Annotated in this window: 14 protein-coding genes; 5 read left to right on the plus strand and 9 right to left on the minus strand. The window is 42.1% G+C overall.

Annotated features, from left to right (window positions below):
- Nucleotides 1–34: 34 nt before the first annotated feature.
- The 4 genes from FLP08_RS10200 to FLP08_RS10215 form a co-directional block, all read right to left on the minus strand.
- A complete protein-coding gene (locus tag FLP08_RS10200; RefSeq protein WP_156276560.1) occupies nucleotides 35–1,492 on the minus strand; it encodes an oligosaccharide flippase family protein in 1,458 nt (485 codons plus the stop codon).
- Nucleotides 1,493–2,776 (minus strand): glycosyltransferase family 4 protein, encoded by a 1,284-nt coding sequence (locus FLP08_RS10205; RefSeq protein WP_156276562.1) that lies wholly within the window; start codon nucleotides 2,774–2,776, stop codon nucleotides 1,493–1,495.
- 19 nt (nucleotides 2,777–2,795) lie between these two features.
- A complete protein-coding gene (locus FLP08_RS10210; protein ID WP_156276564.1) occupies nucleotides 2,796–5,207 on the minus strand; it encodes a YfhO family protein in 2,412 nt (803 codons plus the stop codon).
- A 73-nt stretch (nucleotides 5,208–5,280) separates the two neighbouring features.
- Complete coding sequence (locus tag FLP08_RS10215) at nucleotides 5,281–5,565, minus strand: DUF4834 family protein (protein ID WP_156276566.1); 285 nt, start codon at nucleotides 5,563–5,565, stop codon at nucleotides 5,281–5,283.
- A 106-nt stretch (nucleotides 5,566–5,671) separates the two neighbouring features.
- Between FLP08_RS10215 and FLP08_RS10220 the strand changes: the two genes are divergently transcribed.
- Nucleotides 5,672–6,640 carry a transporter gene (locus FLP08_RS10220; RefSeq protein WP_238388480.1) on the plus strand — a complete coding sequence of 323 codons (969 nt, stop codon included), beginning with the start codon at nucleotides 5,672–5,674 and terminating at the stop codon, nucleotides 6,638–6,640.
- Nucleotides 6,641–6,714: 74 nt separating this feature from the next.
- Here FLP08_RS10220 and capB read toward each other — a convergent pair whose 3' ends face one another.
- From capB to FLP08_RS10235, 3 genes are all read right to left on the minus strand, one after another.
- Entirely contained in the window at nucleotides 6,715–7,977 is a 1,263-nt protein-coding gene (gene capB / locus FLP08_RS10225) for a cysteate-C-fatty acyltransferase (protein WP_156276570.1), read from the minus strand.
- A 140-nt stretch (nucleotides 7,978–8,117) separates the two neighbouring features.
- The gene (gene capA / locus FLP08_RS10230) at nucleotides 8,118–9,158 is read right to left on the minus strand and encodes a cysteate synthase (protein ID WP_156276572.1); all 1,041 of its coding nucleotides are present in this window, start codon (nucleotides 9,156–9,158) and stop codon (nucleotides 8,118–8,120) included.
- Between the two features lie 77 nt (nucleotides 9,159–9,235).
- Nucleotides 9,236–11,362 (minus strand): S9 family peptidase, encoded by a 2,127-nt coding sequence (locus tag FLP08_RS10235; RefSeq protein WP_156276573.1) that lies wholly within the window; start codon nucleotides 11,360–11,362, stop codon nucleotides 9,236–9,238.
- Nucleotides 11,363–11,424: 62 nt separating this feature from the next.
- On the opposite strand from FLP08_RS10235, the gene FLP08_RS10240 reads away from it, so the two are divergent.
- Nucleotides 11,425–11,751: a YbaB/EbfC family nucleoid-associated protein gene (locus FLP08_RS10240; RefSeq protein WP_156276575.1), complete on the plus strand. Its 327-nt coding sequence runs from the start codon at nucleotides 11,425–11,427 to the stop codon at nucleotides 11,749–11,751.
- A 56-nt stretch (nucleotides 11,752–11,807) separates the two neighbouring features.
- On the opposite strand, the gene FLP08_RS10245 is transcribed toward FLP08_RS10240, so the two are convergent.
- On the minus strand, nucleotides 11,808–12,323 hold the full coding sequence (locus tag FLP08_RS10245) for a redoxin domain-containing protein (RefSeq protein ID WP_156276577.1): 516 nt from the start codon (nucleotides 12,321–12,323) through the stop codon (nucleotides 11,808–11,810).
- 76 nt (nucleotides 12,324–12,399) lie between these two features.
- Nucleotides 12,400–13,428 carry a threonine aldolase family protein gene (locus FLP08_RS10250; protein WP_156276579.1) on the minus strand — a complete coding sequence of 343 codons (1,029 nt, stop codon included), beginning with the start codon at nucleotides 13,426–13,428 and terminating at the stop codon, nucleotides 12,400–12,402.
- A gap of 186 nt (nucleotides 13,429–13,614) precedes the next feature.
- Here FLP08_RS10250 and FLP08_RS10255 point away from each other — a divergent pair, with 186 nt between their 5' ends.
- The 3 genes from FLP08_RS10255 to FLP08_RS10265 are packed head-to-tail and all read left to right on the plus strand — an operon-like array spanning nucleotide 13,615 to nucleotide 16,929.
- Nucleotides 13,615–15,084: a circularly permuted type 2 ATP-grasp protein gene (locus tag FLP08_RS10255; RefSeq protein WP_156276581.1), complete on the plus strand. Its 1,470-nt coding sequence runs from the start codon at nucleotides 13,615–13,617 to the stop codon at nucleotides 15,082–15,084.
- Nucleotides 15,085–15,090: 6 nt separating this feature from the next.
- Nucleotides 15,091–16,035 carry an alpha-E domain-containing protein gene (locus FLP08_RS10260; protein WP_156276583.1) on the plus strand — a complete coding sequence of 315 codons (945 nt, stop codon included), beginning with the start codon at nucleotides 15,091–15,093 and terminating at the stop codon, nucleotides 16,033–16,035.
- A gap of 42 nt (nucleotides 16,036–16,077) precedes the next feature.
- Nucleotides 16,078–16,929, plus strand: coding sequence for a transglutaminase-like domain-containing protein (locus tag FLP08_RS10265; RefSeq protein WP_156276585.1), 852 nt, complete (start codon nucleotides 16,078–16,080; stop codon nucleotides 16,927–16,929).

Raw genomic sequence — 16,929 nt, forward strand, 5'->3', positions numbered from 1 at the left:
CTTGAAGCGCCCTTGCTGATAGGGTTTTCTCGTTTTATGACCTTTTTAAAAACCTTTTTAGAATAGCATTGATCTCTTCGGAAAATCGGAATTGATAGACCAAAAAAAGGTATAGAATCCCTGATATTGTTCCTTTCAAAGCTATATTCAGAATGGGGTGCACGGGAAAATCAATAAAATAGAAGCCAAAACTGAAAATTGCCGTAAGAATTAATGCCCAGATAGAATTGAGTGTGAATGGATGGATTTTGAACTTTCTTAGCACGATAAAAATCTTCGAAGAATTATATAAAAAGAATGCTATAAAACTTGCCAGGGCAGCCCCCTCTATCCCCAATTGAGGAATAAAGATAAGGTTAAGAACAAAAGCCAGGATCACCAGTACCACTCCAACCCCTAGCACGATACGATAATAGTCAGAATTGAAAAGGATACTATTATTATTCCCCAAAAGATTGTCGTATAATTTAACGATAGAGATAAGCAAAACTACCAGCAGGCTGATCTCATACTCTTCAGGAATAAGCTCGTAAAGAGAATTCACATTGGTAATGATCCAGATAAAAATAAGTCCGCTTACAATTAGCAGGTTCAGACTGCTTTTTTCATAGAGCTCCTTAAGTCCCTTTTTATCCCTATTATTCAGCATTTCCGCCGTCATGGGATTAGTGATCTGGTGCATGGCTTTTTGAGGCACAGAAATAACCGTAGCTATATAGACCGCAATACCATAGATGGCCACGTTCTCAATTGGCAAATAATGCTCGATCATCACTTTATCCAGGTCCAGCAAGACCGTAGCTACCGAGGCTGCCAGCAATATTAGCGAGGAATACTTTAAAACCGGCGAAAGGTTTACCGGAAATCGGAAACTAAACCTTGGCCTATGCAGGGAAAAAGCGTACATCGCCATTAATATTGTCCTAAGCACGAATACTCCAGAAATAGCAAAAATGAAAACTTCTATACTAATCCAGTCGAAATAGACCGCAAACAAAAGGATACTGATACAAAACCTGTGAAAGACCTCCTTCATCAAATTTCCGAAAGCACTTTTATAATAGATCTTTGACCACGAAAAAAATACTTCGAAATAGGCCGTTGCCATAGCTATAAGAAAGATCATCCATACATAAGGCTGCACCAGGTCATTTTCTCCTGAGAAATACTCAAGCAGGTATTTATAAAATATAAGTCCGATGGTCCCGATCAGGCCTCCAACGATTAGAGGAATTACCAGTACAAGGTTGAGCAGGCGATCTCTCTCCCCTCTGGTTTTATAGGAGGTAAAAAACTTGATGAGAGTACTGTGAACCCCAAAGACAAGAAAAGGCCAGATAAGGTTGGCTGCAGATAAAAGAAAGCTTACCAGCCCGTAATACTCCTGGGTAAGAAAATAAGTGAACAGGAACAAAGTATTTACCGCCCCAATACCGAAACCAATATAGGTGGTCACCATGTTCTTTATAGACTGGTTGATGATTATTCCCATTTAGATCTCCCTAATTAGTTTAGCGAGTTTCCCGGTCAGGGATCTACGGTGGTATTGCTCCAGGTCATGGGAATTACTTATTAAATTCCCTTTCTGGAAGTTCTGGAACAACTTCCAGATCCTCTCCTTTATACCTTCAAGATCTTCATATGCATGTACGCTGCCCGCTCCGGTTTCTGAAATGATCTTCTCGGCATCCCAATTTTCCGGACCAATGGCCAGGATAGATCTTTTTGCGGCGAGGTATTCAAATAATTTTCCGGGAATGATGCCCCTGGTTTCTTCGGAATCTATCTCTATCAATAAAAGTACCGAAGCAGATTGCTGCATCTCGATCGCCCGGCTGTGGCTTACATAGCCCTCATTTACCAGATAAGGTTGAAGCCCATGTTCATATATACTTTGAAGGACCTCTTCACTTAGCTTTCCGGCAAGCCTGATTTCAAGCTTATTTCTGAAATTTTCATTTTCTTCAGCCAGTTTTTTTATGGCCTTCCATAAGTTCCCTGGATTTCTTCCGGAAAGAAGTGAACCTATATGGGATATCTGAAATTTCTCCTGCTCGTTAAATTCGGAATTGATATCTATATCAAAACCATTCGTGATCACCGTAACCGGTTTTTCGGTCTTGTTCCTGAACTCTTTCCTGGTCGTGAAACTGGTGGTAATAATATGATCTGCCGAAGTAAGCACTTCGCCCTCCATTTTTTCATGCTTCTTCCTGGACTTCCTGTTTAGTTTAAGCTTTTCATGATAGCCTATCTGCGTCCAGGGATCGCGGAAATCTGCGATCCATTTAACGCCAAGAGTTTTTTTCAATTTGAGGCCTATGAGGTGCAGGCTATGTGGCGGGCCGGTAGTAATGATCGCGTCATATTCAGAATTTTCGATCTCTTTCCTTAAAAATTCTACCGAAGGTTTTACCCAGAATTTCCGGGCATCGGGAATAAAATAATTTCCCCTAATATAAAGCAAGGTCTTCTGCAGGAAACTCTGATGCTCTTCTTTCTGGATAATGCCCGAACTGATGGTTTCCGTGTCCTTTTTAGAGAAGATCCCGGCGATGGAATAAGGTTCGAAGATCTTTTTTTTGATCACCTTCACTCCTTCGGGAATCTGTTTTTCAAAACTTTTATCAATAATGGGATAACTCGGGTTCTCGGGAACATACACCACCGGCTCGATATCGAAACTTTTCAGATACTTTACAAACTTAAGCCAGCGCTGAACACCGGGCCCTCCTGCCGGGGGCCAGTAATATGTTATAATGAGAACTTTCTTCATCTATATATAAATGAATGCATCAATTTCTCTTCTTATATTCATATCCTATCCCGCCAACCAGAACTAGGCCAATAAGAATAGAACTAATAAGCGCAATAGTACTTCCTGTCTTCACAACCTGCGGTTCGAATTTAAAGACAACATCGTGCTCCCCGGCGGGGACATTCATTCCACGTAATACATAATTCACCTGCACATGGGAAACGGGTTTACCGTCGATATAGGCCTGCCAGCCGGGTTGATAATAGTTTTCTGAAAAGACCACGAATTGATCTGAACCTGAAGAGAACTTATAATTTAACTCATTTGGCTGATAACTCACCAGCTCTATTTTTGCCTCGGCATCATAATTAAATTCATCATTTACTTTATCTCGGAACTTATTATTTATGATCGCCGTACTTTCCAGGTCTGTATCTTCCAGGCTTAAAATTTCCTGATCCTGGTTTTCCACCCACTTTAGATCTTCCACAAACCAGGCATTGCCAAAGGCATTCGGGTTTTGCTGGGCCTGGGTACCATTTTCAGTAGGAATAATGAAGTATTTCACATTGAGCATGCTCAATATCTTCATGTTATTATTGGAAATATAGAAATCATATAGTTCCTGTATACGGCCTGGTTTCGCCGCGTGATAACCTCCCAGAGCATTATGATAGTAAGAGGTACGTCCTGTGTTAAACGGACTACCTGAAACATCGAATACCTTGAAATGCGCGGGATCTTCCAGAATGGCGGCATCGGCCTCCAGTTTCTGGAATGGTTGTTCCATCTCTCGCGCCTGGACAAAGTCCTCCTCGTTCACATATCTCCTGTCTACCCCAATAAGGTCAATAAGCATAATGATGACAAAACCACCTATCACTAGATTTTTGTTCAGCTTTTCTTTAAGATATCCCCAGATAAGCCCGGCAGAGATCAAAACGAAGATCAGGGAACGAATTACATCTGCAGTAAATATCGCTTTTCGATCCTCTTCCAGGGCATTCATAAATTCCGGTCCGAACTGCTTACTATACATAGCGTCGTTAACACCACTATCTATAATCGCTGATCTTATAATCAGGAATACTATTAATAATCCCCCCGTAATAATAGCAGACCATTTTAAAGCATTAAGTTTTTCCTCTCTTTTTACTTCATCTAAAAAGAGCTTATAAAGTCCTATCATGGCCATTAAAGGCAGGCATAGTTCAAGGATGACCTGTATGGAAGAAACCGCCCTAAACTTATCGTAAACCGGTACGAACTCAATAAAGAACTGGGTAACCAATTCAAAATTCCTACCCCAGCTTAAAACAAGTGCAAGAATGCTTCCACCAACGATCCACCATTTCAATCTTCCCCTGATCAGGAAAAGAGCGAAAACAAATAGAAAAATCACAGTAGCACCAATATAGGCCGGCGCTCCCACAAATGGCTGATCTCCCCAGTAAGTTGGAGCTCCTTCGGTAAATCCTTCGGCCTGCGCTGCACTAGCCCCCATTTGCCTTAAAGCTTTATAAAGATTGGAATCCTTCCCTATATTTTCAGAACTTCCACCTCCCATAAACCTTGGGACCATCAGGTTAAAACTTTCAAGAATTCCATAACTATATTCGGTGATATAATCGAAGCTCAGTCCAGAATTGGTCTTAGGGCTTCCATCTGGTTCAATGCTAAGCTGAGATTCCCCTCGTGTACTGAACTGGGTATATTGGCTGGTGGCCATTAAATTGGTCGCATTAGCGGCGATAGCCAGGATCACGGCAACCACCATAATTCCGAGAGCCTTAAAATATTTTGGTAAAAGTTTTTTTCTGTAAGCGTCCACCAGGTAAGCAATTCCAAGGACGATTACCAACAGGAGCAAATAGTAGGTCATCTGGAAGTGATTCGCCTGTATCTCGAGGGCCATGGCTACGGTAAGCAATAGAAAGCTCCAGATATTACGATTCCTGAAGATAGCAATGATCCCTGCCAGCACCATGGGCATATAGGCAATTGCATGTGCCTTGGCATTGTGCCCCACCCCTAAGATGATAATGAGGTAGGTGGAAAACCCAAACGCAATAGAGCCTAAAAAAGCTAGTTTGTAATCAACCTTCATGCATAACAGAAGGATGTAAAAACCTATGAAATAAAGAAATAGATAATCTGCCGGCCTGGGCAGGAACCTTAAAGCGGTATCGAGTGACTTAACGTAATTGTGCGGATAATAGGCTCCTAGTTGATAGGTGGGCATACCACCAAAGGCAGCATCGGTCCAGTAAGGTTCCTCCCCGGTTTCTTCCCGAAAATCGTTCTGTTCCTTGGCCATCCCGATATACTGAATAATATCGCTCTGGTAGATCTCCTTTCCCTGAAGAACCGGGTTAAAATAGAATAATGATAAAATGATAAATCCTGCTAAAACCAGCAGGTGAGGTAAGAATTGCTTCAATTTAGCCATTAATCGGACTTTTGATTTAACCACAAATTTGTGTAAAAACAAAGCCCTGGACAGGCTCTGCTAAAATCCGAAATTAATCAATTTCTTCGTAATCGATATATTCACCCACATTTTTATTGGAGCCCTTACCCGACTTGGGCTTTTTATCGATGGTCACCTTGCCTTTTTCCTGCTTACGGGTTTGTTGTTGTCCGCCGAATTGCTGGTTGAACTGGCTTTCAAATTTCTTACCCATTTTCTTTATGAAATACTTAAGCAAAAGTGGACCAAAAAAGCGTAGTAATATTTTGAGACCGAAGTATACTAACAGCACGATGAGTACCGTTTTTAATACTCCAGACAATGATGCTTCTAACATTCTTAAAGTTTTTACAAAAATAAAAAGAAGCCTCCACAATCCCGGAAGCTTCGCCTATAAAATTATAATAAATCTTATATCTTTGAGAGAACCAACCCGATCAAGCATGCGTAAATCAGCGATATTTAGCCTTTTCCTAATTATAGCTACCAACCTCCACGCTCAGTATACCGAGACCATAAATTCTAACCGCCCGGGACAATCCCAGGGAGCTTATGCCGTGGGAACAAATGTTGTTCAATTTGAGGCCGGCCCCTATTTGGGTAACGAAGAACATTCCGGGCTGGGGACAGACACCGACCTTTGGGGTGTAGATTACCAGTTACGCTATGGTCTTTTATTCGAAAGGCTGGAGCTCAATCTAACCGGCTCGTTCGAATCTCAGAATATTTTCAGGAATTTCCTGGGGGTTACTTCAGAAGGCAGCATCAGGAATTTTAAGTCCAACTCCATAGGCGCAAAATATCTCGTCTTTGATCCAGCGGTGAGCATCGAACCAGACAAACCGAACCTATACAGCTGGAAGGCCAATCAGCGCTTTAAGTGGAAGAACCTCATCCCGGCCGTTTCAATATATGCGGGGGCAAACTTCTCTTTTGGTGATAATCCTTACCTATTCGAAGGAGAAGGGAGTTTCAGCCCCAAAGCAGCCATTATCACGCAAAACAACTGGGGAAGATGGGTACTGGTTTTAAACCTCGTCGCAGATAAATTGACCGAAGATTATCGTTCCTATACCGGGATCGTGACCGTAACCCATACGCTTACCCCCAGCCTGGCAGTTTTTGGTGAGTACCAGGCTATAAAAGGCGATATCTATGCCGATGATATTTTACGTGCCGGTGGCGCCTTCCTGTTTGGTAATGACCTGCAGGTAGATGTTTCCGGACTGGTTAATTTTAAGGATACTCCATCTAAATGGCAGGTAGCTGCCGGAGTTTCTTACAGGCTCGACTTACATAAAGTCGATGAATTCCTTGAGGAATCTAGTGAAGGAAACAAGAGAAGACAGCGTAGTGAGCAATTAAACGAAGAGCAGAATGATGGGAACGGCGACGGAGGAGGAATTGAATAGAAAAGGATTGAAAATATTCTAATATAAAAAGCCCCGCCGAAAGGCAGGGCTTTTTTGTATATGAGATAGGAATCTTATTTGTTAGACATTGCTGCTTCTACTGAAGCTGAAAGTCTTTTATAAGTTCCATTTTCAAGTCTTTCACGAATTGCTGAGAATGCCTCAAGGGTATCTTCAACATCCTGTAAGGTATGAGTAGCCGTCGGGATCATTCTAAGCAGGATCAGTCCTTTTGGAATTACCGGGTAAACCACGATAGAGCAGAATACTCCATGGTTTTCACGAAGGTCTTTTACCAGGGCCATCGCTTCAGGAATACTTCCCTTCAAATATACCGGTGTCACACAACTTTGCGTGGTACCAATATCAAAACCTTTGTCTTTTAAACCGTTCTGAAGTGCGTTCACATTCTCCCAAAGCTTTTCCTTAAGCTCCGGCATGGTTCTTAGCATTTCCAGACGCTTAAGCGCTCCAACTACCAGCTGCATTTGCAGTGATTTAGCGAACATCTGTGATCTAAGATTGTATTTAAGGTAATCTATGATCTCCTTATCTCCGGCGATAAATGCTCCAGTACTGGCCAGGGATTTAGCGAAAGTGGCGAAATATACATCTATCTCGTCCTGAACTCCCTGCTCCTCTCCTGCTCCGGCTCCTGTCTTACCAAGAGTTCCAAAACCATGGGCATCATCTACAAATAATCTGAAGTTATATTTTTTCTTAAGCTCAACGATTTCCTTCAGTTTACCCTGCTCACCTCGCATTCCGAAGACACCTTCAGAAATAAGCAAAATACCACCTCCGGTCTGCTCTGCGATCTTGGTAGCACGCTGCAGGTTCTTTTCGATACTTTCCATATCGTTGTGCTTGTAGGTAAACCTCTGACCTAAATGTAACCTTACACCATCAATGATACACGCGTGTGCATCTACATCGTATACGATCACATCCTGCTTGGATACCAAAGCATCTATAGTGGAAACCATTCCCTGGTATCCGAAATTTAAAAGATAAGCAGATTGTTTGTGCACGAAAGAAGCAAGCTCATCCTGCAATTTCTCATGAAGATCTGTATGACCACTCATCATTCTTGCTCCCATAGGATAAGCAGAACCGTACTCGGCCGCTGCTTCTGCATCTACTTTACGAACTTCAGGATGATTGGCAAGCCCCAGATAATCGTTGATACTCCAGGTGATCACTTCTTTCCCGCGGAATTTCATGCGGTTAGAAATTGGTCCTTCCAGCTTTGGAAATACAAAATATCCCTCTGCCTGCTCTGCCCATTTACCTAACGGTCCTTTGTCTTTGTAAATTTTATCAAATAAATCCTTCATCGGTCATTTTTTAGACGAGCCGCAAAAATACTGAAATTTGGCTCAATTCTACAAAGTAAATTATAAACATCGAAATCTAATAAAAACAAAAGCATCCCACAAAGAATGGGATGCTTTTGTTAATAAGTGTTAATAAAGTATTATTTGATCACTTCTATAGATTGTGATGTAGATTCGTGCTGGGTATCGAAAAATCCCTGCTCGTTCATCCAGTCGTCGCTATAGATCTTGCTCATATAACGGGAACCGTGATCTGGAAAAATAAGCACTACGTTAGAATTCTCATCGAATTCTCCCTCCTCATAATATTGCTTTAATCCCTGCATAGCCGCTCCGCTGGTATAACCAACAAAAAGACCTTCAGTCTTCGCGATCTCACGTGCAGTATGGGCTGCGTCCTCATCGGTCACCTTAGAGAACTTGTCTATGGCATCAAAATCGGTAGCCGTGGGAATAAGGTTTTTACCCAAACCTTCTATTCGGTAAGGATAGATCTCCTCTTTATCGAACTTCCGGGTTTCGTGATATTTTTTCAGAACCGAACCAAAAGCGTCGATTCCCAGGATTTTAATATCAGAGTTCTGTTGCTTCAGGAACCTGGCTGTTCCAGAGATAGTACCTCCGGTTCCGCTGCAGGCAACTAAATGTGTGATTTTTCCTTCAGTTTGCTTCCATATCTCCGGTCCGGTAGAATGAAAATGCGCGTCTATATTCAATTCGTTGAAGTACTGGTTGATATAAACCGAACCTTTGATCTCTTTATGAAGTCGTTTTGCAACCTCGTAGTAAGACCTTGGATCGTCTGCAGGAACGTTGGCCGGACAAACGTATACCTTGGCTCCCATCGTTTTAAGCATGTCAATCTTATCTTTCGATGATTTCGAACTTACTGCCAGGATACATTCGTACCCCTTGATGCAGCTTACCATGGCGATACTAAAGCCGGTATTACCGGAAGTGGTCTCGATAATAGTATCTCCTGGTTTCAAGATGCCTTTTCTTTCGGCTTCTTCAATAATGTGCAGGGCGATTCTATCTTTTGAGGAGTGACCCGGGTTAAAAGCTTCTATTTTCGCAAAATATTGTCCTTTGTATCCCTCGGTTATTTTGTTTAGGTGTATTAACGGTGTATTACCAACTAGCTGTAATACATTGTCATAAACCTTCAAATCTTCTCTCATATATCGAAGTTCTTTTTAATGTGTCCCTAACAGGAAACCTGAAAAAGACCGGTTCAAAGTTAAGGCAAATTTTTTTATTATTGGTTTATCCCTTCCAGGTCCAGTAAAAATGAGTATTCTTCAGCAACTTCCTTAAGCGCTTCAAACCTTCCGGAAGCCCCGCCGTGCCCGGTATCCATATTGGTATGTAAAAGCAGTACATTATTATCTGTCTTCAGTTCCCTAAGCTTGGCCACCCATTTTGCCGGCTCCCAGTATTGTACCTGGGAATCGTGCAGGCCGGTAGTAACGAGCATATTCGGGTAATCCTGGGCTTCCACATTATCATACGGAGAATAAGATTTCATATATTCATAATAATCCTTGTTATTTGGGTTCCCCCATTCATCGTATTCGCCGGTGGTTAAAGGAATGCTGTCATCGAGCATGGTGGTAACCACATCTACGAAAGGCACGGCTGCGATCACCCCGTTATAAAGGTTTGGTGCCATATTAACCACGGCTCCCATCAATAGTCCGCCGGCAGATCCGCCCATGGCATATAAATGCTGGGAGGAAGTGTAGTTTTCATTGATCAGGAAATGAGAAACATCAATAAAATCTGTAAAGGTATTTCTCTTGGTAAAAAGCTTCCCGTCTTCGTACCACTCGCGGCCCAGGTACTCCCCGCCCCTTATATGAGCGATAGCATAGATAAAACCGCGATCTAGAAGACTCAATCTAACCGAAGAAAAATAAGGATCTATGGTAGACCCGTAAGAACCATAGGCATACTGAAGCAAGGGATTAGTCTCGTCTTTTTTGATGCCTTTCCTGTAGACCAGGGAAACCGGAACCTTGGTACCGTCATCTGCCGTAGCCCACAATCTTTCTGAAACGTAATTGTTCTTGTCGAAATTTCCGCCAAGCACTTCCTGTTCCTTCAGTACCTTCTTATCGCCGGTCTTCATGTTATATTCCACCACCGAAGTTGGCGTGGTAAGACTGTTATAAGAATACCTCAGCAGATCGGTATCAAAATCGGGGTTTATTGAGGTATAAGCCGTATAAGTCTCATTATCGAAAGGAATATAATATTCTTTATTATTATCCCACCTGATGATCCTTATCTTATTAAGACCATTGGTACGCTCGCTCACCACCAGGTATTCCTTGAAGATATCTATGTCTTCCAGCAGGAAATCCTTTCTATGCGGGATCACGTCTACCCAGTTCTCCATCCCGGTATTATCTACGGGCGTTTTCATCAATTTGAAATTAGTAGCCTTGTCTTTATTAGTCACTACATAAAAATGATCATCGAAATGTGAAATACTGTACTCCAGACCTCTTTGCCTTGGCTGAAAAACAGTGAACTCCCCTTCAGGTTTATCGGCATCCAGGAAGCGGTATTCCGTAGTTAAGGTACTGTGAGACCCAATGATGATATATTCCCTAGATTTCGATTTATACACATAAGTATTGAAGGTTTCGTCTTCCTCCTCATAGACCAGCTGATCTTCCTTGGGATCGGTTCCCAAGATATGCTTGTAGATACGGTAAGACCTTAAGGTCTGCGGATCTTTCTTGGTATAATAAAGTGTCCTGTTATCATTGGCCCAGGTAGAACCACCGGTAGTGTTCTTGATCTCCTCGTCGTAGATCTCCCCGGTCTCCAGGTTCTTGATCCTGATGGTATATTTTCTTCGGCTCAAGGTATCTGTCCCAAAAGCTACCAGCTTATTGTTCATGGAAACGTTTAGTCCCCCAAGGCTATAATATTCATAATCCTTAGCCATATCGTTCACATTGAACATGATCTCTTCAGGCGCGTCCAGGCTTTCCTTCTTCCTGGAGTATATTGGGTAATCAAAACCTTTTTCAAAGCGGGTGATATACCAGTAACCGTTCAGCTTATAAGGTACCGATTCATCATCCTCCTTGATGCGGCCCTTCATTTCTTCAAATAACTTCTCCTGAAACTCCTTGGTATGAGACGTCATCTTCTCATTGTACTCATTTTCGGCCTCCAGATAGGCGATCACTTCAGGATCTTCCCGCTGGTTCATCCAGAAATAATTATCTATCCTAACATCACCATGTTTCTCCAGCTCTTTGGCAACTTTCTTAGCGGTAGGGGCTTTAATATCTTTTTTCAAATCATTCTTATTTTGAGCGGGTGCAAATGTAACGCATCCTAATAGAAATACTAATAGTCTTTTCATTTTGACTGGTTTGATGCGGTAATTTAGTAAATTTGAACTCACAAATTTTAAATTGAAAAAATATGTTTGGAGATATGATGGGCATGATGAATAAACTGAAGGAAGCCCAGGAAAAAGTAGAAGCAACTAAAAAGAGACTTGATACCGTTTTAGTAGATGAGCAATCCAGCGACGGACTCCTGAAAGTTACCATTACTGCCAACAGAGAAGTAAAGAATATTTCTATTGCCGATGAGCTGCTTGAAGACAAGGAGCAACTGGAAGATTATATGGTTCTAACCATGAATAAAGCCATCGAAAAGGCTACTAAGATCAATGAAGCCGAGATAGGTGCAGCCGCCAAGGATGGAATGCCAGATATACCTGGAATGGATGGTTTAATGAAGTAATATTGCTGAAAGCAAAAAAATAAAGGCCCGGAATCTTACTTCCGGGCTTTCTTATTTTAGGCTTCTCCCCTGGCGGGATAATCATCTTTTATTACAAAGGAAATAGATTTAAGTAGTTCCTCCAATTTTGGCCTCGCGAAAGGCATGGATTGAATACTGGCAGAATAAAGCGTATTATCGGGTTTTATTAAAAATAGGGCAGGCTCAAGGAACGTGTCAGGTTCTGAATCCTTTACTGCTTCAGATACGTAAAGATCCCACTTCCTTCCTTCTTCCACATTAAAGCCGTAGCCAATGTTGAGCTTATCGATTTCCCACTCTTCCACGGTCTTTTGAGCAAGTTCTTTGGAGTTGGAACTTACACAGATCACATTTACTCCCTTATCACGAAAATCGTCTATCCTGGTATTCAGTTCTTCCAGGTATTTTTTACAAACGGGGCAATGTATCCCGCGGTAGACCACGACCAACGTAAAGTTCTCAGGTTCGTTATCCCTGAGATTCCATTGCACTCCTTTGGTAGTATCTAGAACAAGTTCTGGCACCTCCTGCCTGGGTTTCAAATTTTTCATCTTTCAATTTTTTAGAAAAATAACAGAATTTGAATACAGCCCATATTAAGAAGCTGCCAATCTTTAGTTAAGTATTCTATAATTCCATAGCCTGCAGGATTTCCAGGAAATGATCATGCATTTCTTTAGAATAATCCAGATGGGTGACTATCCTTAATTTCCCCTGCCCCATATTGCTGATCCTGATATTGTTCTTGGAAAGCTGCTCCATAAAAGGTTTTTCATCGCCAGCATCCTTTAGGTAAAAGATCACTATGTTGGTCTCTACGGGTTCTACTTTTTTCACCCAGGCTTGCTGGCTCAGGATATTTCCTATTTCAGAAGCTCTATCATTATCTACGGCCAGCCTTTCCACATGATTGTCCAGGGCATAGATCCCTGCAGCCGCCATAAATCCTACCTGTCTCATCCCGCCTCCCAGAACCTTTCTTATCCTGATGGCATTTTTCATTAGTCTTTTATCTCCGATAAGTACAGATCCCATTGGTGTTCCCAATCCCTTGGAAAGACATACCGAAATCGTATCGAACAATTTTCCGTATTCCTTGGGATCTTCTCCTTTTTTCACAAGCGCATTAAATAGCCTCGCCCCATCAAGATGCAGTCCCAGCTCATGCTTATTACAAACCTTGCGAACCTTTTTGATCTCCTCGAGGTCATAACAGGCTCCTCCTCCTTTATTGGTAGTATTTTCCAGACATACCAGGGTGGTTAACGGACTATGATAAAAATCTGGCGGATTGATGTTTTCTTCCACCTGCTCGGCAGTGATCATTCCCCGGTCACCATCCACAAGTTTACAGGATACACCACTATTGAAGGAAACTCCTCCACCTTCATAATTATATACATGGGCCCATTTATCACAAATTAGCTGCTCCCCGGGTTGGGTATGCAGTTTGATTGCCGCCTGGTTGGCCATGCTACCGGTTGGGAAGAATAAAGCCTCGTCCTTTCCGAACATCTTCGCGAGCTTTTCTTCCAGGGCATTTATGGTTGGATCCTCTTTATACACATCATCTCCCACCTCTGCGGTCATGATCGCCTGCAACATTCCTTTGGTTGGCCTGGTTACCGTATCACTTCTTAGGTCTATTTCTTTCATGCTTTTTGTTCTTGAAATGCTAAGGTAAAATTCTAAAATTCCATATTCATAAAAAAATCGAAGGAAAACGGAACAAACTATAATCCTTCTGTCCATAGGGGAAATTTTTAGAATAATCTATAAGCTTTTATGTAATCACCTGAAAAACAGATAATTTATTTGTATTTTATGTGAAATCTCTGACCCATGAAAAAAACGAATGATAATCCCACCTTTGAATCTTATAATCGTGACCCTAAGCTTTTTGACGAAATATTTGACGAGAACGATAATGTAAGGGATATCTACAAGACCTTATTTAATTTGTATAGTGAACATTCGGCCAAGGATTTTGGAAGGTTGAACAACAAGGCTAAATCCTCGTTTTTTAACCAGGGAATCACTTTCCAGGTTTATGGAGATCACGAGATCAAGGAGAAGATCTTTCCCTTCGACCTTTTTCCAAGGATCATAGATGCTCAAGAATGGGAATTGATAGAAAAAGGTGTTTTACAGAGAAGTAAGGCGCTGAATGCATTTTTATGGGACCTGTACCACGACAAGAATATCATCAAGGAAGGTATCGTCCCCCTGGAACTAATAAGTTCTTCGGCCAACTACCTCGACCAGATTAACGGATTTGATCCTCCCGGAGGTATTTACAATCATATTTCGGGGACAGACCTTATCAAACATTCAGATGGAAAATATTATGTCCTGGAAGACAATATTCGCTGTCCTTCGGGAGTGAGTTACGTGATCTGTAACAGGACGGCTCTAAAAAGAGCTTTGTTTGGAGTTTTTAACCATTACCAGGCTCATACGGTTACAGACTATGCGGAAAATCTTCTTCAGATCCTGGAAACTGTAAAACCAAAGGGTGTGGATGTTCCTAACTGCGTGGTCATCACGCCGGGAATATATAATTCAGCCTACTACGAACATTCTTACCTGGCCAAGGCCATGGGAGTGGAATTGGTGGAAGGTCGGGATCTTTTTGTGGAAAATGATTTCGTTTATATGAAGACCATCAGCGGGCCTCAGAAAGTGGATGTTATTTATAGGCGAATAGACGACCAGTTCCTGGATCCGCTGGAATTCAAGCCAGATTCGGCTCTTGGGGTACCTGGCCTTATGGCTGCTTATAAAAAAGGAAATGTTTGCCTGGTGAATGCCCCCGGAACGGGCGTGGCCGATGATAAGGCGATCTACACCTATATGCCAGAGATCATCAAATATTACCTGGATGAAGATCCAATCCTCAACAACGTTCCCACCTATCACTGCAGCAGGCCGGATGAACTGGAGTACGTGCTGGAAAATGTTCATAACCTGGTAGTGAAACCGGTTGACGAGGCCGGCGGTTACGGGATATCGATAGGAAATAAACTAAGCAAGGATGAGATCGAAGAGGTGAGAAAAACCCTGAAAGAAAATCCGCGGAAATATATCGCTCAGCCTATCATGTCGCTTTCGGTTCATCCCACCTATATAGAGGAAACCGAATGTTTTGAACCAAGACACGTAGATCTTCGAACCTTCACACTGCTTGGAGCCGACAAGGAATTCGTACTAAAAGGAGGCCTAACCCGGGTTGCCCTGCAAAAAGGAAATCTAATCGTTAATTCTTCTCAAGGTGGTGGTTCCAAGGATACCTGGGTATTAAAAAACAATTAATAATTTATGTTAGCAAGAGTAGCCAATAACCTGTTCTGGATGGGCAGATACATCGAACGTGCAGAACATGTCGCCAGATATATGAACGTTAATTATTTCGCCTCCCTGGATGCGCCAAATGAGCTTTCCCAGTCCAGGCAATTCGTATTACAGTCTTTACTGTTCATGGCCGATGATTTCAGCCGGAACGATCATGAGCTCAACGAAGAGCAGGTATTATACGATATTGCACTGAATCCCGATAATGCCTTTTCGATCATAAACTACGTGAAGCTCGCCCGGGAAAATGCCAATAGTGCCAGGGACCTTATTTCAACGGAATTGTACGAGGCTATTAATAAGTTCTACCATTTTGTACTGAATTATCCTGTGGAACAGTTCCAGAAAGGAGGCTTATATGATTTTACGGTACAGGTAACCGAAAATGTTTCTGTGCTTAGAGGCAAAATAAGAGGAACCCTTTTACATGACGAGGTGTATGCGATCATCATGTTGGGAGTGAACCTTGAAAGAGCCACCCAGGTGATCAGGATCATCAATTCGAAATTCAAGGATGCCGTACTCGCCCAGGGAAGTTATGGAGATACCCTGAAAAACAGTTATGAATGGACCACCCTTTTGAAGTGTGCCGAATCTTATGATATGATGCGCAGGTTCTACCGTGAAACTCCCACAAGTTTTACCACGTTAGAATTTCTAATTCTGAATCCCGATTGTCCGCGTTCTGTGATGAATAGCCTCAATCAGGTAAGCCTGCATATAAGAAAGCTTACCCACGAAAAATACCCGCAAAAGCATACTTCAGGCTTTCTAATAGGCAAGGTCAGGGCAAAATATCAGTACAAGATAATTGAAGAAATAGAGATCGATCTAGAGTCCTTCATTCAGAATATCCTGGACGATCTTAACAGCATCGCCCTGAAACTGGAAAAGGAATATTTTCATTACTAGATCGATTTAATAAACTTTCTTTGTTTCACTTAATTTTCGCTGATGAACCTGGAATACAATATTAGATATGCCGCCAAGAACACCTATGAAAATGAGGCCAGCAAGGCCCTGTGGCAGTTTTTGATCATTCCTGAAAATAACGAGACCCAGCAACTGATTTCAGATGAGTTCACGAATTCACTGAAGATCCAGGTAGAGGAATCTATCAACGGCTATAACTTCAGAACTTATAAGATAAGGCCGAAGGAAAGGTTCGACGAAGTAGAGTTCCAGGCCGATTTTAAACTGATCAAAAGAGTGGAGAATATTTTTGAAAGAGTTTCTCTTGAATATTCTAAGGATGAATATAAGATACTTCGATCTCTTGAATTCAGGGTAACAAATGATGTTTTCTTACGATCAACGGCTCTCACCAAACTTCCTCACCAGGTAGAATTCCAGTTCGATGAAAATATCTCTCTATTCGAGAACCTTCAGAACCTTAATTCCTGGATAAAAAACGAGTTCACATTTAAGACCAATGTGACCGATATCGATACCGACCTTAACCACATCCTGGAGATCAAACAGGGCGTATGCCAGGATTTCACGCACCTTTTCATCGCCATCGCCAAGGAATTTGGAATCCCGGCAAGGTATGTTTCCGGGTATTTACACCAGGGAAATGGTTATTTTGGGGATTCCCAAATGCATGCCTGGGTAGAATGTTGCCTGCCTTCCAGCGGCTGGATTGGATTTGACCCTACCAACAATCTCCTGGCGGCAGAAAATCACATTAAAGTAGCCCACGGAAAGGATTATACCGATTGCCCGCCTTTAAAGGGAGTCGTGTTTTCTTCCGGGAAAAATGAAACCGAATATACCGTTCAGGTCTCGGCCCAGCAACAGCAATAA

Source organism: Christiangramia aestuarii (assembly GCF_009735585.1).
GTDB classification, from domain to species: domain Bacteria; phylum Bacteroidota; class Bacteroidia; order Flavobacteriales; family Flavobacteriaceae; genus Christiangramia; species Christiangramia aestuarii.